General features: G+C 59.4%; 20 protein-coding genes and 1 pseudogene. 10 read left to right on the top strand and 11 right to left on the bottom strand.

Annotated features, from left to right (window positions below; translation table 11 throughout):
• Positions 1 to 250 precede the first annotated feature (250 nt).
• The 3 genes from FY156_06885 (at position 251) to FY156_06875 (ending at position 1,760) form a co-directional block, all read left to right on the top strand.
• Positions 251 to 580 carry a hypothetical protein gene (locus tag FY156_06885; GenBank protein UXS03052.1) on the top strand — a complete coding sequence of 110 codons (330 nt, stop codon included), beginning with the start codon at positions 251 to 253 and terminating at the stop codon, positions 578 to 580.
• A 38-nt stretch (positions 581 to 618) separates the two neighbouring features.
• Positions 619 to 1,050 (top strand): GNAT family N-acetyltransferase, encoded by a 432-nt coding sequence (locus FY156_06880; protein ID UXS01230.1) that lies wholly within the window; start codon positions 619 to 621, stop codon positions 1,048 to 1,050.
• Positions 1,051 to 1,160: 110 nt separating this feature from the next.
• Positions 1,161 to 1,760 (top strand): hypothetical protein, encoded by a 600-nt coding sequence (locus tag FY156_06875; GenBank protein ID UXS01229.1) that lies wholly within the window; start codon positions 1,161 to 1,163, stop codon positions 1,758 to 1,760.
• 107 nt (positions 1,761 to 1,867) lie between these two features.
• Here the strand turns inward: FY156_06875 and FY156_06870 are convergent.
• A pseudogene (locus tag FY156_06870) lies at positions 1,868 to 3,286 on the bottom strand (terminase).
• Complete coding sequence (locus FY156_06865; GenBank protein ID UXS01228.1) at positions 3,270 to 3,908, bottom strand: terminase small subunit; 639 nt, start codon at positions 3,906 to 3,908, stop codon at positions 3,270 to 3,272. The pseudogene FY156_06870 and the gene FY156_06865 overlap by 17 nt, the downstream one beginning before the upstream one ends.
• A gap of 372 nt (positions 3,909 to 4,280) precedes the next feature.
• Here FY156_06865 and FY156_06860 point away from each other — a divergent pair, with 372 nt between their 5' ends.
• Positions 4,281 to 4,586 carry a hypothetical protein gene (locus tag FY156_06860; GenBank protein UXS01227.1) on the top strand — a complete coding sequence of 102 codons (306 nt, stop codon included), beginning with the start codon at positions 4,281 to 4,283 and terminating at the stop codon, positions 4,584 to 4,586.
• Between the two features lie 802 nt (positions 4,587 to 5,388).
• Positions 5,389 to 5,844 carry a hypothetical protein gene (locus FY156_06855; GenBank protein ID UXS01226.1) on the top strand — a complete coding sequence of 152 codons (456 nt, stop codon included), beginning with the start codon at positions 5,389 to 5,391 and terminating at the stop codon, positions 5,842 to 5,844.
• A gap of 45 nt (positions 5,845 to 5,889) precedes the next feature.
• Here FY156_06855 and FY156_06850 read toward each other — a convergent pair whose 3' ends face one another.
• Entirely contained in the window at positions 5,890 to 7,047 is a 1,158-nt protein-coding gene (locus FY156_06850; GenBank protein UXS01225.1) for an acyl-CoA dehydrogenase, read from the bottom strand.
• A 193-nt stretch (positions 7,048 to 7,240) separates the two neighbouring features.
• Between FY156_06850 and FY156_06845 the strand changes: the two genes are divergently transcribed.
• Entirely contained in the window at positions 7,241 to 7,933 is a 693-nt protein-coding gene (locus FY156_06845; GenBank protein UXS01224.1) for a helix-turn-helix transcriptional regulator, read from the top strand.
• 73 nt (positions 7,934 to 8,006) lie between these two features.
• Here FY156_06845 and FY156_06840 read toward each other — a convergent pair whose 3' ends face one another.
• A complete protein-coding gene (locus FY156_06840; GenBank protein UXS01223.1) occupies positions 8,007 to 8,573 on the bottom strand; it encodes a hypothetical protein in 567 nt (188 codons plus the stop codon).
• Positions 8,574 to 8,766: 193 nt separating this feature from the next.
• Positions 8,767 to 9,639, bottom strand: a complete 873-nt coding sequence (locus FY156_06835; protein UXS01222.1) for a LysR family transcriptional regulator — start codon at positions 9,637 to 9,639, stop codon at positions 8,767 to 8,769.
• Positions 9,640 to 9,724: 85 nt separating this feature from the next.
• On the opposite strand from FY156_06835, the gene FY156_06830 reads away from it, so the two are divergent.
• Positions 9,725 to 10,663, top strand: a complete 939-nt coding sequence (locus FY156_06830; GenBank protein UXS01221.1) for a DMT family transporter — start codon at positions 9,725 to 9,727, stop codon at positions 10,661 to 10,663.
• 13 nt (positions 10,664 to 10,676) lie between these two features.
• On the opposite strand, the gene FY156_06825 is transcribed toward FY156_06830, so the two are convergent.
• The 4 genes from FY156_06825 to FY156_06810 all read right to left on the bottom strand — a co-directional run bounded on the left by FY156_06825 (position 10,677) and on the right by FY156_06810 (position 12,948).
• Complete coding sequence (locus FY156_06825; GenBank protein ID UXS01220.1) at positions 10,677 to 11,069, bottom strand: GFA family protein; 393 nt, start codon at positions 11,067 to 11,069, stop codon at positions 10,677 to 10,679.
• Between the two features lie 68 nt (positions 11,070 to 11,137).
• Entirely contained in the window at positions 11,138 to 11,812 is a 675-nt protein-coding gene (locus FY156_06820; GenBank protein ID UXS01219.1) for an HD domain-containing protein, read from the bottom strand.
• Between the two features lie 75 nt (positions 11,813 to 11,887).
• Complete coding sequence (locus tag FY156_06815) at positions 11,888 to 12,502, bottom strand: type 1 glutamine amidotransferase-like domain-containing protein (protein ID UXS03051.1); 615 nt, start codon at positions 12,500 to 12,502, stop codon at positions 11,888 to 11,890.
• 140 nt (positions 12,503 to 12,642) lie between these two features.
• Positions 12,643 to 12,948 (bottom strand): hypothetical protein, encoded by a 306-nt coding sequence (locus tag FY156_06810; GenBank protein ID UXS01218.1) that lies wholly within the window; start codon positions 12,946 to 12,948, stop codon positions 12,643 to 12,645.
• Between the two features lie 175 nt (positions 12,949 to 13,123).
• Between FY156_06810 and FY156_06805 the strand changes: the two genes are divergently transcribed.
• Positions 13,124 to 13,654 carry an AAA family ATPase gene (locus tag FY156_06805; protein ID UXS01217.1) on the top strand — a complete coding sequence of 177 codons (531 nt, stop codon included), beginning with the start codon at positions 13,124 to 13,126 and terminating at the stop codon, positions 13,652 to 13,654.
• A gap of 89 nt (positions 13,655 to 13,743) precedes the next feature.
• Positions 13,744 to 14,265 (top strand): GNAT family N-acetyltransferase, encoded by a 522-nt coding sequence (locus FY156_06800; GenBank protein UXS01216.1) that lies wholly within the window; start codon positions 13,744 to 13,746, stop codon positions 14,263 to 14,265.
• Between the two features lie 191 nt (positions 14,266 to 14,456).
• On the opposite strand, the gene FY156_06795 is transcribed toward FY156_06800, so the two are convergent.
• The gene (locus FY156_06795) at positions 14,457 to 15,188 is read right to left on the bottom strand and encodes an SDR family oxidoreductase (protein ID UXS01215.1); all 732 of its coding nucleotides are present in this window, start codon (positions 15,186 to 15,188) and stop codon (positions 14,457 to 14,459) included.
• Between the two features lie 87 nt (positions 15,189 to 15,275).
• Entirely contained in the window at positions 15,276 to 15,857 is a 582-nt protein-coding gene (locus FY156_06790; GenBank protein ID UXS01214.1) for a TetR/AcrR family transcriptional regulator, read from the bottom strand.
• 177 nt (positions 15,858 to 16,034) lie between these two features.
• On the opposite strand from FY156_06790, the gene FY156_06785 reads away from it, so the two are divergent.
• Positions 16,035 to 16,367 (top strand): hypothetical protein, encoded by a 333-nt coding sequence (locus FY156_06785; GenBank protein UXS01213.1) that lies wholly within the window; start codon positions 16,035 to 16,037, stop codon positions 16,365 to 16,367.
• Positions 16,368 to 16,369: the final 2 nt, after the last annotated feature.

Here is a 16,369-nt window from a genome sequence, read left to right as displayed (position 1 = left end):
GAAAAAAATGTTCGTCCTTTCTGACCAACGGCTCCAAGTATCTGTCCGTAGCTTGGCGTCATCAACCTTCCCATCATCAAATCGATCACACAGATCATGCATTTCCCCCAGAAGTCAGGAGGTGACACCATAACATTCGGATTGCGCGATGCCACGTCCATCAAACCGTGCCAAGCGTCTCATCAAAGAATGGACAACGAAGCATCAACGTGGTGAGACGCGTCCACCAGACAGCAATCCGGAAGAACCAATGCCCCCTCTGACGCCGCCGCCCAAAATCAGGCTCTCCCGATTGAGAGACATCGGCTGGTCTTTGTGGGACCCGATCGGTCTGCTCGGTCCCGGCTGGCGGTGGGACGAGGGCGAGGCGCTTTCTTTTGCCGATGAATATGACGCCTATCTGGTTCAGGCCGCCGGCATGCTGCGGCGTGGTGCTCCTGACGAACAGGTGGTTGCGTTTCTGGTCACGATAGAGACGGATCATATGGCGCTCGACCAGCAGCCCGATACGGATATTCGCGCAAGAGCGACGGTCGCCGCGATCAAGGCGGATGATGAGCTCTGGACCTATCCGGCGTAACGTTCCAGTCTGTTGCTTTACGGGATGGGAGCGACGGGATGGAATTGCGGCTGTTGAAAGCTCACGACGTCGACGGCTGGAAGGCATACCACGCCATTCGCCGCCATGTTCTCTTCGAACTGCGCGGTCAGGAGAATTATGATCCAACCCATCCGGACGAGCACCGGGAAGGGCACTTTCCCCTGCTTTTCAGCCTCGATGGCACGCCGGTCGGAACCGTTCGTCTTGATATGGCAGACGCGCAAGCTGGCGTCGGCATTGTTCGGCTGGTCGCGGTCCTGCCCGAGTACCAGAGGCGTGGCGTCGGTTCGGCGATGATGCGAAGACTGCAATCCTTCGCCGCCACAAAAGGGGTAGAGAGGCTGGATGTCCACGCTGCGCGAAACGCCGTGCCATTTTACGAGAAACTGGGCTGGCATGTAATCGACCCATCGCCAGACAGCCCGCTGATGACAAAGCCGATAGCGTGACGGCTGCGCGGGTGGTCGTCACCCCAACAGCGGTATTGCTCACCTCGGACATGCGTGCCAGAACAATTACCTACACGTATAACCGATCTCGCGCAGGTGATGGACTTCTTATGATTGTAACGGAAGGCGAGCTACAGCAACGTCGCAAAACAGGCGGAGTTGATGTCAAGGCACTGCCGGTATCGATGTTCTCGCGCTCCAGAGATTTATTCTTCAAAAACAACACACCAGTTTCAGGACAGGACGAAGGGTTTGAACGTATCGTGCCGGTTCTGGCGTTCGTCAGTTCGGCGCCTAAGCTCTCGAACGACCGCCAATGGCTTGCCCTGGAGCATCAGTGCGGTGGATTGGTGTGCATGCAGGTCGCGATGATTGCGACCGTCCTGACACCGAATGGGTCGATCAAGGAAAAACTCGATGATATCGGCCGGCAGTTCTATGCTGCTCAGCATGGGCGTCTCGCACCGGGCGACGTTCGGGCTTCGTCGTTGTCTGCATACCTCGCTGCGATCGGTAAAATAGGACTTACTTGCGAATACAACAGGCCGAGACTTGCCGAAGGGCTCTATCCCATCGATTGCACACAGGAAAACCTCGACAAGATCGCTTCCGATGCACTACGCCTTCGCACGTTGATAGAGAGCAGCTACATCCGGGCGCGAGATAGCTCTGACCCGGTCATCCTATTGCTGGCAAACAACAGCGATTAACCCACCCCAAACACTCACCCACCCAACGGATCATATTCCGTATCCGCGCGCATCACGCCCGGTTCATAAACCGTGGTGCCATCCGGCAGGGTTACGGCCTTGCGGGTGCGCAGTTTTCTGGTGACGGGTTGGGTGAAGGTGAGGGCAAGGGCGTCGCCTTCGTTTGGGGAGGGGATGCCGCGTTCTTTCATGTCCTGCTTGCTTTCAAGCTGGATCTTGCCGTCGATGCGGGCCACGGTTTCGGGGCCGACGAGGTCCTGATAGAGCGTTTCGTTCCGTGGGTCGATGGCGCCGCCTGCCTTGATCCAGCGTTTCATCTGCCCCCAGATGTAGGAGCGCATGTTGTAGAAGCCGGGGTCGAGCGTTCTGGTGGAGCCGAACCATACCAGTTGCCAGGAGCGGCCCATGGTTGTGCCGGCGCTGACGATGCCGGTGCCATACCCCGCATCCACGAACACGGCGTCGGCCTGATAGTCGTCTTCAAAGCGGGCAATCAGGTTTGCCACCTCGATGTCGTTGTCGTTGCGGGGAATGGAGGCGAGGCGTCTGGAAAACAGCCCCTGCCGCAGCATGATCACGGTCGGGTCGTCGCCGGTCCATGAGGGGTCGACGCCGATGATGACGGGGGCGAAGCCATATTGCGCGTTGCGCAGGTGCACGGCGCGCGCCTTGTCCACGTCGTCGGCGGAAATGAACTGCATGGCGGATTGCGACGGGAACTGCCCCCGGACTCGCACCTTCACATAATCGCTGTCTTCGCCGTGGTCATCGACCATGCGTTGCAGGAACTGCTTGTTGGTGCCGGGAATGGTGCGGCTGTCGATCTGCCGGCCAATCCAGCGGTGGCGGAAGCGGCGGAAACATTCGCGAAAGCGGCCGCTGTTGCGCGTCGGGTTGCCAAACACCACCCAGATGATGACGGTGTCTTCATCCGTCAGCGCACCTTCGGCAACCTCCCACACCCTGTCGTGGATTTTCGAGGCCTCGTCGAACAGCAGCAGAATGATCTTCCCCTTGTTGTGCAGCCCGGCAAAGGCCTCGGTGTTGTGTTCGCTCCAGGGAATGAAATCCTGCCGCCAGCTCTCGCCGCGTCTCGGGTCTCTGCTCTTGATCGACATGGTCTGAATGTCGAACCAGTGGGCGGTGATCGACATGCGAAACCACTTGCCGATTTCCGGCGCGGTCTTGGTGCGAAGCTGGCCCTCGGTGTTGGCGGTGGTGACGATGCGGCAATCGGCAAAACAGGACATGGCCCAGTTGGACAACATGCCCATTTCCGCCGACTTGCCAATGCCGTGGCCGGATGCCACCGAGATCTGCAGCGGCTGATACCGCGTTGCCGGGTTTTCGAGATGCCGGCCAATGATGTCGTTGATGTCATCCTGCCAGCCGCGCGGGCCATCGTGACCGGCCAGTTCGCCGACCCCCCAGTCCCACGCCAGCCGGCTCCAGCGCCTCGGACTGAAGCGGCAGGAGGCGGCAAGCTCGATCAGCCTGTTGTCGTCGCTGTCAGGGGTTGGTGGCATCGTCTGCGGCGTCCTGTTCTTGCATTCCTGTGTCGATCTCAGCGTGGGCCGCGCCATCGCTCAAAGGTGCGGCGAGGGGTCTTGCATCGCTTTCCAGACGTTTGCCGGCCCGCTCCAGCCGGTCGGCCAGCGCGTTCAGCCCCTTGTGCTCAAACACCTCCTGGAAGGCATTGACCCTGATGTGTTTGCCAACCAGTTCCAGCCGCCGTGTGCGGTCCACCAGCTTCAGTTTCTTCACCTGCCCAACCAGCCTGCGGTCTTCACCTTCGCCTTCATAAAGCGCCAGAATATCCACGCCCGAGACCAGACCCTGCCGCCAGATCAGCGGCCAGTCTTCGATCGGCAGGAGATCACCGTGGTCGTCATAGAGATCGGCCATGTCGGCCGAGAGTTCTTCGCCAATGCGTTTCAGCACCCAGTCGGCATCGATCTGCGTGCGTGCGGCGCGCTCCTTTTTCGCCGTCTCGATCTCTGCGGCAATGGCAGGGTCTCTCAGCAGGTGCGAGCCCATTCTGCCCGCCGCATGTTTGCGGTAACCGGCCCGGATGGCGGCCTGCGTGGCGTTCAGATCCAGCAGATATTCGTCCACAAAGCGGGCCTGTTTTGGCGTCAGTGATGTCATAGCGCGTCATGCCTCCGTTTCGGAATTCCTCTAACAGCTCAATGGTTGTGTGAGAAAACGTCAGCAAGACATTGAAAATGTTTAAGTGACGCGCATCGGCTCCAAACAGCTCCGCAGATATCATGCAAAAACAGCGGGCGGGCCGAAGGCTGGAGGCATTGTTCTTCAGGCCCTATGCCGGTTTTTGAAAACACCTGCATCACTTATTCATTTTCAAACGCATAGAGGAAAAAAGGCGCTTTCCCTAAGCTTCCGGAAGCCACCGGAAATGGTCAGTGGCACTCGCTTCGCCTCGCTGTTTGCAGCCTGATTTACACGACAACCAAGTCTGCCCTGTTCTGGCCGGAAGCCGCAGCAATCAGGAGAGACGCCTTGGCACCCATCAGCGCCACATTCGAATTCGATGAACTCAGCATCGCCGTGCATGGTCGTTTTGACAGCGGTGTGATGATTTCCGGCCGCGCCGAACTGGAAGGCGATGACGAAGGTTTCCTCGTGACGGAACTTTATCTGGAAGACGGCACCTGCCTGTCGGACGTGGCAGAGCTGGAGACACCATTCGAGGCGGAACTGTTCAGGCGCATTGCCCTGATCATCCAGAACGACAGAACGCGCGTCGGCCGCTATGCCGCCGCCGAGTGGGCCGATGCGGTGGCGCTGCACAAAGAGGTGGCCTGAAGCGAGGTGACCTGAAACGAAGGCGGTGAAATCTCCCGGCCGGTTCGATACCGCCGCGCCTGTAGCGCCGATAGATGCTCAGGCTTCACATCCAGCGTTTTGCCGGGCCGTGCTGCACATCGTTGGCGAGCTGGTTCTCACCCCTCCAGAGGGGCGATGCGCATAAACGGGGTGGGATTGAGCCGACATTGACGTCCGGCATCAGCGGTATCACGGTGGGTGTATGGGCCATGTGAATGTGCAGCAGCCCAAGCGGCGGATGAAGGTGACGGCCTTGTTAAACCACGTCATTTTCCGGTCTCCGGCTATCATCGCACTCGCCACAAGATTTGACGTAAACGTCAAACATAAACACCTTGAAAAACGTCCTGCCATCGCGATTAAATTCGTTTTATATCAATGTATTGCTGGAGTTTGTTGCGCACTAGAAAGAAGCGTTATTTTAGCATCGAAACACGAAATCCCGGCTTTCTAAATGACAGTCCGGCAAGTGCCAAAATCTGTTTCAGGGCAAGACGGATAGGCCGCTGATCGCATCGATCGAGACCTATCGCCGGTGTTTCACCCCAATTCCGGAACCATATTTCAGGTTGAAATTTTTCCTAGCCACCTAACCATATGAATTAGAACGACATATGTCTCGAAACGCAAATGATATAGGAATTAATTCATATTTCGCTTGCCCACATGCGCCGGACGCGCTTATCATCCCGGCATAATCTACAGGAGAGAGTTGCAGAATGTTTTCTTGGAGCGACATCGCCGTCTCAGACGGCCTTGCCAGAGTCAGGGGTGGGGCCTGATGTTCAAGCTGACCCTGAACCCGACATTCATTCCGTCCGCACTCTCACGCAATGATCGAGAAAACCTGTTTAACTCTCTCAACAAGCTGGAAAAATCCATTTTACAATTCGTCCGAGAGCAGATCGAAAACCTTGATTTTGCAGGCTGGGATGCGGGGGGCATTTCGCTCGATACCGCAGCTCTCAGCCCTGACGATCTTGAGCTTTTGGGGCTGCGCAACGCCTTGCACGAGGTCGCCATTCTGGCGGAGCGACGTATGGCGGCGCTGCCGGAGGATATCGATCTCGATGAAGAACTGGCCTGCATCGCCGATATCATGCGGCCCGGTGATACCATCGCCGAGCGTATGCTGCTGCTGGTCCCCACCACACCCGAAGCGGTGGATGCGAAGCTCAGGGCTGGCATCTGGACATCGGGTGACTATTTCAGGACCTATCTGCGGCCCGCTTGCTAGGGCACCGGTTGGGGCTGGCCGGACAGGACCGGCCAGCGTTTTCGATCAGTAGATCGTGTCCGTCGGCAATCCCAGTGCGCATGCTCCGGCATAATGTGCCTGGGCGCCCGGCTGCATGGGGTGGTAACGCGCGCCCTGAATATCGCGGAAGCAGCGTTCCAGCCCGTTGTCGCGATAGAAGGCGGCGCCACCGGCAACCTCCATGGCCAGTTCCGCCACCTCGATGGCGTGGCGTGCCACCAGTGAGCGACCGATCATCACCTCGTTGACCGTCTCGGCCGAAGGCGCGTTTTTCGCCACCACCTCCAGCATCCAGCGGTGGGCAAGCTGTGCGGCTCTCAGTGCCGTGTCCATGCGCCCGATCAGGCCAATCGTGTGCTCGCTGCTGGTCTTGCCGCGCACCATGTTGATGGCAATGTCGCGAGCGTTTTCGGCGATGCCGAGATAGACGGCATAGATCAGCGGAAAGGCCACCGTGGCGATGACCTGGAACACCGGATGCCATTGTCCTGCTGTTCTGGAAAAGGCGACGTTCGCATCCGGTATGAACAGGTCATCGATGATGACATCGTTCGAGCCGGTGCCCCGCATGCCCATCGTGCGCCAGGTCTCCTCTATGGAAACCTCGGGCGCGGCCATCGGTGCGCCAAAGTGAATGACGCTGCGGCTGCCGTCGTCGCCTTCATAAATCGCGCCGGTCATCAGAACATTGCCTGCGGCCGCACCGGAGGTGAAGCGTTTGCGTGCCGCGATGCGGTAGCCGCCATCCACCTTCGTTGCCTTGCCCGATCCGCCGATCCAGTCCGACCCTCCACTTGAGAGCAGAATGATCCTGTCGGCCGCCACACGTTTCAGCAGCGGTTCCACCGCCGCCACCTTCTGGTGGCGCCAGCGCCAGGCGGGAATGGCGACCTGATGGGTGTGCATGGAAAAGGCAAGCGCGGTGGAGCCGCAGACATGCGCCAGCGATTTCAGCATCTCTGCCAGTTCCGGCACCTCTGCACCCAGCCCGCCCAGCTCTTCGGGAACACCCGCATGCACCAGACCGGCCTCTTTCAACAGGCCGTAATTCTGGCCCACGAAGTCATCGTTTTCATCGATCGATGCGGCGCGTTCCGCAAGCGTCTGCAACACGGAACGGGTTCGTTCGGCAATCGAGGGACCGCCGACCGGTCTTTCCATTGGTTCTACAAGCCCGAGCATTTCAAGTCCTCCTCCTCGAGATCAGGACTGAAATTTTGCGCCCGTTTCAGAGCTGCCGCTAGTTCAGGAACTGTACTGCTCAAAACCTCGGTCGAACCGCCTTGTCGTTGCGGGCGGGGCACACCCGGATGGGGCATTGGCGGAACGGCCGCTTTGCAATATTCTTGGGGCCATCAGACCTCTGGAGGTCCCCATGGTAGAGCGTCACGGCTATGGGCAGTTCTGCCCCGTCTCTATGGCAGCGGAAGTCCTCTGTTCGCGCTGGACGCCATTGGTGGTGCGCGAACTCCTCTGCGGCTCGACACGCTTTAACGAGCTGCGTCGCGGCCTGCCCAAAATGTCTCCGGCGCTGCTGTCCAAGCGGCTGAAGGAACTCGAACACTCCGGCATCATCACGGTCACGCGCAATGCCGGCGGCATCAACGATTACCAGCTCACCGCCGCTGGCGAGGAGCTGCGCCCGCTGATCGTCGGGCTGGGCAACTGGTCGCAGCGCTGGATGGAGTCGCGCCTGTCGCTCAAGAACCTCGACCCGTCTCTCTTGATGTGGGACATGCGCCGCAACCTCGATGCCGGAAGACTGCCGCCGCGCCGCTGCACGATTCAGTTTCTGTACCCCGAACTTTCCGCCTCGCAGCGATGCTGGTGGCTGGTGGTGGAAAACGGCCAGGTCGACCTCTGCAATTTCGACCCCGGCTACGACGTCGACCTCCTCGTCGAAGGCGCCCTGCGCTCCATGACCGCCATCTGGATGGGCATCTCCACCATCCGTCAGGAAATCGACGCATCAACCCTCAAACTGGAAGGCGACAGGGGCCTTGCCCACAACATGCAGGACTGGCTGGGCCTGAGCGTCTTTGCGAAGACGCCGAGGATGCGGGCCTGAGTGGTATATAGAGGCAAGTCGATTACAGCCGTGATTTGGAGAAGCTCTCAGACAACGAAGAGCCTCGACCATTTTAGCTGTTGGGCCCCATGGAAGTTTTGATCGCAGCATTATCTTCATTGTTTGCGGCTGGATATGACCCGCCCGTAAATGTGACGGCTCTAAGGTCGAGTCGCATTGGAAGCCAGCTATCAGAAAACGGATCGTACGCCTCTCCGGTTACCATCATGTCCGAGCAATCGATGTTTCGTATGCCGTCCCACGAAATCCGAGGACTCCGCCAAAGTGTTCGGTGATCATCGAAGCACTCGAAACCCAATCCATCCGAAAAAATTAAGGCGTGTAATTCGGGCTGATACCAGCATTGATCAATTGGTCCGTTGATCTCGCGGACGAGTCTGCGATCCTCACAGTCAACGATATATCCAGCGCCACCGGAAACAACGACCACCGCTTTGGAACCAAACTCCTTATAGACGGCGGAGAAGCCATCAAGGCGTGGCATCGCGAAGTTCCCCACCCACGTTTTTCCGTTTTCTGGGGTGAATTCCAGAACAAAACCTTCCTGAAAGGCGTGTGGCATTGGGAAGGATAGAGCTGGAGACCCGTAGGGTGGGAGACCAGAAAGAACGCGGATCATCAACATTATCAGAGGCTACTTGCAGACTTGCTGAGCCGTCAAGGGTCGCCAGATTCGCCTGCTTGATGACTGGACGCCGCCATTTCCGGGGTTCTGCCTTTATTACCCCGGTCGTCGTAACCTGTCGGCATGGTTGAAGGCGTTTCTGGCCCTGGCGCGGGGGCATACGGCGGCTGCCTCCAGCGGATAGGCGTCACGCCTGCGCATCAAGCGTCTGCAGCACCTCGTTATAGATCGCTTCCACAGCTGCGGAGCGTCTGGAATCCCGGCTTCGCACGAGGGCAACTTCCATTTTGGGCAGGTCGGGCAGGCCGTGGCGGGTATCCAGCAGTTTGAGGTGGGCGGGGGCGCTGCAGCGGGCGACTGCGGCGACTGCGAGGCCGGCTTTGACGATGGCGAGTTGCCCGGTGATGTTGGGCGAACCATAGACCACACGGTAGTCGCGCCCCAGCGCCTCGATACCGGCCAGAACCTCGTTTCGAAACCGGTTGCCCAGTTCGTGCAGCGCCAGCGGCAGGGGGTCTCTGCGCCAGGCTTCGTGCTGGTCAGAGGCGACCCAGACCAGAGGTTCGTGAAACAGGAAGCGGCCTCTGTCCGGTTCACCGCGTGCCGCCGTGTCGCGTGTCACCAGCGCCACGTCCAGATCGCCCCGATCGATGCGCGGCAGGAGCGAGCTGGATGGTTCGCAGACCACCGTAATCTCGACATCGGTAAAGCGGGTGGCGAGCGAACGCAGCATCAACGCAAAATGACTGGAGATATAATCGTCCGGCACGCCAATGCTGACCTTGCCTGAAATGGTGGCGCCGCGCATGGCCAGTTGCGCCCGCCCGTGCAGTTCCGTCAGTTGCCGGGCGTAAGACAGGAGATCGATACCGGCCGGTGTGAGCGAGAGAGTGCGCGGACCACGATCGAGCAGCGTATGCCCGACACAATCCTCCAGCTTTTTAAGCTGCATGCTGACGGCAGATTGCGAGCGGGAAACCTGCCGGGATGCCGCCGTAATCGAGCCGGAATCCACTACCGCGATAAAGGCGCGCAGCCAGTCGATCTGCAGGTCGTGCATGGCAACTTCCCTCATTCGAAAATCGAATGCTTATCCTAATGAATATTCGCTTTTCAGGATAGTCTCTTCGCGCGATTGTCTTGCCATGAGCACGCAGCAACCTACCGCACCATCCGTTCTGTCATCCGCCCCCGCACCCTTGGCCGGGGAACCCTCGGCGCGTGAGCGTCAGGGCACCATGCTGCTGGTGCTGGGCGGGCTGATCCTTGGCACAGTCGGGGTTTTTGTGGTGCAGGCGGGGCAGGACCCTATCACCACCGTGGCGTTTCGCTGCACCTTCGGCTGTCTTTCGCTTCTGATCTGGGGCGCCATGTCCCGGCGTCTGCCGGAAATCAGGCTGCGCGGCCGTGCGCTGTTCGGCGCACTTGTCACCGGCATCCTGATGACCATGAGCTGGGCGCTGCATTTCGCCGCCATTCCCAGAACCTCCATCAGCATCTCGACCGTGGTGTTTCACATCCAGCCGTTCTGGACGATGGCGCTGGGTGCCTGGCTGCTGCGCGAAAAGGTGTCCTCGGCGCAGGTTTTCGCCGCCCTTGTCGCCTTTGCCGGTCTGGTGCTGAGCACCGGCGTGGTGGACGGGCTGGCGGGTGCCGTCACGTTGAGCCACGGGTTTATGCTCGGCCTCGGCATGAGCCTGTTCGGCTCGTTCATCTATGCCGGCGTGCCGCTGGTGGCGAAGTCCATGACCTCGGTCACGTCCTTTGCGCTGTCATGGTGGCAATGCCTGGTGGGTGCGGCCTTCACCCTCTGGTGGCCGGCACTTTATGGCTGGCCGACGGATGGTGCGGCGATTGCCTGGCTGGTCGGGCTTGGCGCCATTCACACCGGGCTTGCCTATGCGGTGATGTATGCCGGTTTTGCCCGCCTGAGCACCGGCCGCATTGCCGTGCTGCAGTTCGTCTATCCGCTCACGGCCTTCATCATTGACTGGAAGGTCTATGGCCACACGCTTTCCGCCATTCAGCTTGTCGGGCTTGCCCTGATGGCAGGGGCGATCTGGTCGGTCAGAAGCGGCAAATAGGCATGCCGGGCGTTCAGTTGAACCCGTCATATTGCGGCAGGTCGTCGGTAATCTCGTACCAGGGCGCTTTCGACCCAACAAAAATGTGGTGGGTGGGGCGAATAGAGGGCGCGTCCACCAGCGTACCCATCGTCACATGCACCCAGGCGGCATCGCGGACGAGGGAATAGAGCAGCGAACCGCAGATACCGCAGTGAGCATCGTGATTGTCCGGCTGGCCATAGATCATCAGGTCGGCGTTGCCTTTGGTCACAACAAGCTTTTCGCGCTGAATGCCGGCAAAGGCCTTGAAAGCCGATCCCGTCGCACGGCGACAGCCCGAACAGTGGCACATCGCGGCATAGACGAACGCATCCTCGACCGCGTATTCCACCGCGCCGCAAAAACACCCGCCGGACAAACGCATTGTTCAGTCTCCCATGCTTCCTTCAGGCAGTCTTGCGTGCAAATCCCGAAAACACCAGGGTTTGATGACTATTCCTGCGGAGCAACAGGCGCGGCCTCAGCCAGAAACTCCCGGCGCACACCCTCGTCGATCAGGCTTTGTGCCGCCGTCCACAGGCGGCTGGAGGCACCGGCGATGACGGCCTTGCGTTCCATCACCATATCCCTTGTCACACCGGCGGAATGCCAGGTGCCGCCGCTGGTGAAGAAGTTGTGCAGCAAAGGCTGCAGCCGGTCCATCGCTCTGGCAAAACGCGCCTCGGCTGTCTTTCTCGCCTCGAACTCGTCCCAGAGCGCGCGAAACTCCGCTGCCTGATCTTCCGGCAGCAGGCCGAACAGCCGGTCGGCGGCGGCTATTTCGCGCGCTTCCTGATCCGTCACGGCCTTGGCGTCGTAGATGAAGGTATCGCCAGCATCGATCTCGACGATGTCGTGGATGAGGATCATCTTCACCACGCGGGCAAGATCGACCGGTTCGTCGGCATATTCAGCCAGCAGAACGGCCATCAGCGCCAGTTCCCAGGTGTGTTCGGCATCGTTTTCCCGGCGGGAGGCATCGAGCAGCGGCGTCATGCGCAGCACGGTTTTCAGCTTTTCGACCTCGAGAATGAAGCGGATCTGCTTTGCCATCCGGCCATCGGCAAACAGGGTCTCCAGATCGATATCATCTGGCGAGAGCGGCTTGAGCTTGGTCTCGAACGTCATGGTTCACCTTCATCATGGGAAAGACAGATACGGCAGGCAGCGCTCCGCTGACATAATCGTCTTGCCGCTTCGCGTCTACGCACTGATGGCGCTTAACGGCATGGTGCGGGCAGGGCGCGTTTCACCCTTTTCGATCCACAGGGGTTGGCCGATGCATTCCAGCAGGCCATTGCTCACCACCAGCCCGTCGCCATCCCGGCACGCCAGAACGGGTCTTGGCGTGAAACGGCTGTAACGGATCAGATCGGCCAGAAATGTCGGGCGCTCATCAAGGTGCGGAAAGAACTCGAAGGGCACGAGATCGAGTGCCGTTTCCTCCATCGCTTCTTCCGGTGCGGTGTTCGTAAACAGCGCGTCGGTGGCAATTGTCGGCGTCAGCAGAATGGCGCCCGCACTTGTGCCAATCAGCACACCGCCATCGACAGCCCATTGTCTGAGGCGTGGCATCAGCCCGCTGCGTTTCAGGCGGGCGAGAAAATCTGCCGTATGACCGCCGGTCAGGTGAATCGCGTCACATCCAAACAGTGCAGCCTCGTCGTCTGCGCCGTGCGTCTCATCCAGATCGTGGAAGATGCAGAGATCGAGCCCGTATTGCGCGTAATAGTCGACGCGCTCAAGGAAAAACCGCCTGTCCGGCTCCGGCCCGGATGCAATATAGGCGATGCGCCGTCCGGGGCCTTTTGCGGCCATCACCGCCAGCAGCCTTTCGTCGATTGCCCGGTTTTCAGGGATGATCTGATCGCAATAGAAGGCAAGATTGAGCACGGCGGCCTCTCCGCAAAATGACCTCGGACGCGTTGTGATGCGGTGCTCTGCGCTCAAGGACCGGGTTAGATGCCCGATCCATCCAGCTCCTGCGCATCCTCACCCTCCCAGGGGGACGGCAATGTCATCTGTTCCAGATTGGCCGAGGGCATCGGCATCCAACACTTCAGCTCCGGGTCGGCATATTCGATGATCCGGCCCGGTGCGGAATCGGAGGAACGCCAGGCTTCGGCACCATATCTGTCGCCATTCGACCAGTAGGCGAGATCGACCGTTCCCGGCCCCTGTTCGGAGGGGCGAATGGTCACCAGAATGCGGCTGCCATCTTTCGGTGCGCTCCGCATGTGTCGCCAGCGGTCTAGTTCTGCCATCTGTTCCTCCCATCCTGTGACTGGCCGGAGTGTCGCCTCAGGAATGAGAACGGTCAACGCCAGTTTTGCGAGAAATGCGTTGAAAGCGGCGTCATAAAGCTGAGGCATGTTCGGCCGACAGTCATGGCAAAGATCCTGGCTGGAGAACAGAACCGCTGTTTTGAGACGAGGCGATATGGGTATCCGCAACTACCTCATCGAAGGCGTATCGGGCGCGGGAAAAACCTCCGTCGCCACGGAGCTGCAGCGGCGCGGTTACCATGTCGTGCATGGCGACCGGGAACTGGCCTACAAGGGCGATCCCGTCACGGGAGAGCCTATCGATCTTTCGGCCCTGGAACACAATCGCGCCGACTTCGCCTTCACCCATCGCCACCACCTGTGGGATGTCGCCAAGGTCACATCGCTGATTGCCGACAAGAGCCGTTACGTGTCGTTCTTTTGCGGCGGCTCCAGAAACTTCGATCATTTCATCGACCTGTTCGACGGCGTGTTCGTGCTCAGTCTCGATGCCGAAACCCTGATACAGCGGCTGGCCGTGCGCCCGGACGACGAGTTTGGCGGCAGGCCGGACGAGCGGACATTCGTGCTGCAACTGCTGGCCAGCAAGGAAGACATTCCCCGCAACGCCATCGATATCGATGCGACAGTGCCGTTGGCTGCCGTCGTGGACGACATTCTGTCGAAATGCCGGATATCCCATTAGGCGGGAGGCGGCTGCATCGCGCATTGATCGCCTGAAATTTCACCACTAACCTTGCGGCAGGATTTTGCGACATGCCAATGAGGGTGGACATGGCCGATACACATGCCCTGGGGCAGATCGACATCACGTCGATTACCGCCGACCATATCGAGGGATATCACCACGCGCTCGATACGGTTGCACGGGAGCGGAAATATCTGACGATGTTCGAGGCGTTTCCTCTGCCGCAGACGCGCGACTTCGTTCTCGGAATGATCGAGCAACGCAATCCGCACATGGTGGCGATGGCGGCAGATCGCGTGGTCGGCTGGTGTGATATCTCGCGGCATTTCTTTCCCTCGCACGCCCATCGCGGAAGCCTTGGCATGGGCATCATTCCTGAATTTCGCGGGAAGGGGATCGGGCATCGGCTGATGATCGCGGCTCTGGACAAGGCGCGCGAAGAAGGTTTTCTTCGTGTCGAGCTCTCCGTCCGCTCCGATAATACCAACGCCATCGCGCTTTATGAAAAGGTCGGCTTCGTGAAGGAGGGGCTGCTCAAACGCAGTGTCTGCGTGGACGGGCAATTCAGCGATACCATCTGCATGGCCATTCTGCTGGATGAGGCGTGACGGGCAAAACTCAAAAAGAAACCCTCCGTCGGGAGGGTCTCAAAGGGTGCCGAAACCCGCAAAATTGCGGGCAGGATGGACAAAGAGGGGGAGGCTTGTCCGGCTAATCAATGCGCATCGCGACATTCGGTTCCGGCTCCTGCCGATTTTTTTTTGACAGGCGCTACGGATTGCCGCGTGCCGGCGGCCGATCAGAGCGTCAAGCCGCCATCGATGGTCAGGCTTGAACCGGTCATATAGGACGAGGCGGGGCTGGCGAGATACGCCACAACGCCGGCAATCTCGGCAGGGTCGGCGACGCGTTTCAGAGGGCTTTTCTCCGACAGCATCGCCACCAGATCGGAGGTCATATCCGTGTTGGTCGGGCCGGGCTGGATGTTGTTGACGGTGATGCGGCGTGGCGCAAGATCGAGCGCGATACCCTTCACCATTGCCGCAACCGCCGTCTTGGTGAACTGGTAGACGCTGGAACCGCGATGACCGGTGCTGATTGCCACATTGGAGCCGATGGTGATGATGCGTCCTCCATCCCTGATATGCGGCACGGCCGCCTGAATGGACAGGAACACGCCCCGGACATTGATATCCAGCATCTGATCCAGCTCCTCGAGGCTGACATCTTCAACCGTGTTGAGGCGCAGAATTCCGGCATTGACGACAACGGCATCCAGCGGTCCGAAAAGATCGACCGTCTTTGCCACGGCGGCGCGGATGGCCGAGGGATCGCCGCTATCGGCCTCAATGGCAGCGGCGCGACCACCGGCAGCCTGAAGTTTCGCCACGAGTTCATTGGCGCTATCGGGCCGCGAGACATAGGTGAAGGCGGTGTCGAAACCATCCTTCACCAGTCTTTCCACTGCCGCAGCGCCAATGCCGCGTGCACCGCCAAAAACGAGGGCCGTCCTGCGTTCACCTGTCGTCATGATCGTCTCCTTTATTGACTGATCGATCCATAATTAAGCATATAAAAACCTCCCGTCGCGGGAGGCCAGTCTCGGTATTTTACGGTCTCATGGTGTCAGGCGTTGCGCAGCAAAGCGCGCCATGGCCTTGAGATCGGCGGCTGCGGCACCACTGCGCGCCGCAAGCTGCAGCCCCGTCATCGTCATCTGCACGAATGCGGATGCCTCGGCCGGATCAAGGGCTGGGTCTATGTCTCCCGACGCCTGACCCTGCCGGATACGCTCGGCAATGCGCGTGTCGAGCACCTGGCTGGATTTGCCACGCCGCTCATTCAGTTCCGCATCGGTAATGCCGAACTCGCCGAGTGAACCGACGCCCATGCAGCCCAGCACCCGCTCGTTTTCATCTTCCGCGATCAGCCCGGTCAGCAGGTTTTGGATGCCCTGCAGAGGCGAGGCGGCATCGCTCAACCTTTTCAGGTGACCCGATACCGTGCGCCGCTGATAGGTATCCAGTGCCTCAAGATAAAGCGTACGCTTGTCGCCAAACGCACCATACAGGCTCTGCCTGCCGATCCCCATCGCGCCCAGCAGATCATCGGTCGATGTCGCAGCAAAACCCTTTGCCCAAAACACCCGCAAGGCACTGTCCAGCGCCGCATCACGATCAAATTCTCTCGGTCTAGCCATGCTGACTGGATATCCATTATTGATAGATCGGTCAATAATTATTTTGGACTGCGTTTGAGGGCAGTGGTAAAATTCTCATCCGGTATAACTCCACCAGCCCACCGCCCAAAACCGACACATTCTCCTCTAAGGTGAAGCCACGTCAGAACAGCACGCACGTCTATGGGAGATCTTCGCATGAGCAATTCCTGCCCCGTCCTCACGCCCGCCGAAAGGCACATCAACGACCTCATCGAACGGGCCACCGAAGGCATGATGGCTGAGGTTCTGAAGGCGCTGGAAGATGCGACGACGCAGGTATCGGAAGGATGGAAAAGCGAGGAAGCAACGCAACCCCCGCCACCCCAGGACTATTTCGCCGCCGTCCTTCACCAGCGCATGTTCCTGCATCTGTGCGGCGCGGATGCCGAAACCATGAAAGGCGGCGACCCCATTTTGGCCGGCCACCTCATCCGCAACCAGCAGGGCATTGTGGAGCATTATGCGTGGGGAACGAAAGAGGTTGATTAGCC

This window comes from Agrobacterium tumefaciens (assembly GCA_025559845.1).
Taxonomy (GTDB): domain Bacteria; phylum Pseudomonadota; class Alphaproteobacteria; order Rhizobiales; family Rhizobiaceae; genus Agrobacterium.
The sequence above is the reverse complement of the archived record's forward strand: the minus strand, read 5'-3'. Positions and strand labels throughout refer to the sequence as shown.

Bases quoted from the DNA above. Each gene is read 5' to 3' on its own strand.
- FY156_06885 (UXS03052.1), top strand. From the start codon at position 251: ATGCCCCCTCTGACGCCGCCGCCCAAAATCAGGCTCTCCCGATTGAGA.
- FY156_06880 (UXS01230.1), top strand. From the start codon at position 619: ATGGAATTGCGGCTGTTGAAAGCTCACGACGTCGACGGCTGGAAGGCA.
- FY156_06875 (UXS01229.1), top strand. From the start codon at position 1,161: ATGATTGTAACGGAAGGCGAGCTACAGCAACGTCGCAAAACAGGCGGA.
- FY156_06865 (UXS01228.1), bottom strand. From the start codon at position 3,908: ATGACATCACTGACGCCAAAACAGGCCCGCTTTGTGGACGAATATCTG.
- FY156_06855 (UXS01226.1), top strand. From the start codon at position 5,389: ATGTTCAAGCTGACCCTGAACCCGACATTCATTCCGTCCGCACTCTCA.
- FY156_06850 (UXS01225.1), bottom strand. From the start codon at position 7,047: ATGCTCGGGCTTGTAGAACCAATGGAAAGACCGGTCGGCGGTCCCTCG.
- FY156_06845 (UXS01224.1), top strand. From the start codon at position 7,241: ATGGTAGAGCGTCACGGCTATGGGCAGTTCTGCCCCGTCTCTATGGCA.
- FY156_06840 (UXS01223.1), bottom strand. From the start codon at position 8,573: ATGATCCGCGTTCTTTCTGGTCTCCCACCCTACGGGTCTCCAGCTCTA.
- FY156_06835 (UXS01222.1), bottom strand. From the start codon at position 9,639: ATGCACGACCTGCAGATCGACTGGCTGCGCGCCTTTATCGCGGTAGTG.
- FY156_06830 (UXS01221.1), top strand. From the start codon at position 9,725: ATGAGCACGCAGCAACCTACCGCACCATCCGTTCTGTCATCCGCCCCC.
- FY156_06825 (UXS01220.1), bottom strand. From the start codon at position 11,069: ATGCGTTTGTCCGGCGGGTGTTTTTGCGGCGCGGTGGAATACGCGGTC.
- FY156_06820 (UXS01219.1), bottom strand. From the start codon at position 11,812: ATGACGTTCGAGACCAAGCTCAAGCCGCTCTCGCCAGATGATATCGAT.
- FY156_06815 (UXS03051.1), bottom strand. From the start codon at position 12,502: ATGGCCGCAAAAGGCCCCGGACGGCGCATCGCCTATATTGCATCCGGG.
- FY156_06810 (UXS01218.1), bottom strand. From the start codon at position 12,948: ATGGCAGAACTAGACCGCTGGCGACACATGCGGAGCGCACCGAAAGAT.
- FY156_06805 (UXS01217.1), top strand. From the start codon at position 13,124: ATGGGTATCCGCAACTACCTCATCGAAGGCGTATCGGGCGCGGGAAAA.
- FY156_06800 (UXS01216.1), top strand. From the start codon at position 13,744: ATGGCCGATACACATGCCCTGGGGCAGATCGACATCACGTCGATTACC.
- FY156_06795 (UXS01215.1), bottom strand. From the start codon at position 15,188: ATGACGACAGGTGAACGCAGGACGGCCCTCGTTTTTGGCGGTGCACGC.
- FY156_06790 (UXS01214.1), bottom strand. From the start codon at position 15,857: ATGGCTAGACCGAGAGAATTTGATCGTGATGCGGCGCTGGACAGTGCC.
- FY156_06785 (UXS01213.1), top strand. From the start codon at position 16,035: ATGAGCAATTCCTGCCCCGTCCTCACGCCCGCCGAAAGGCACATCAAC.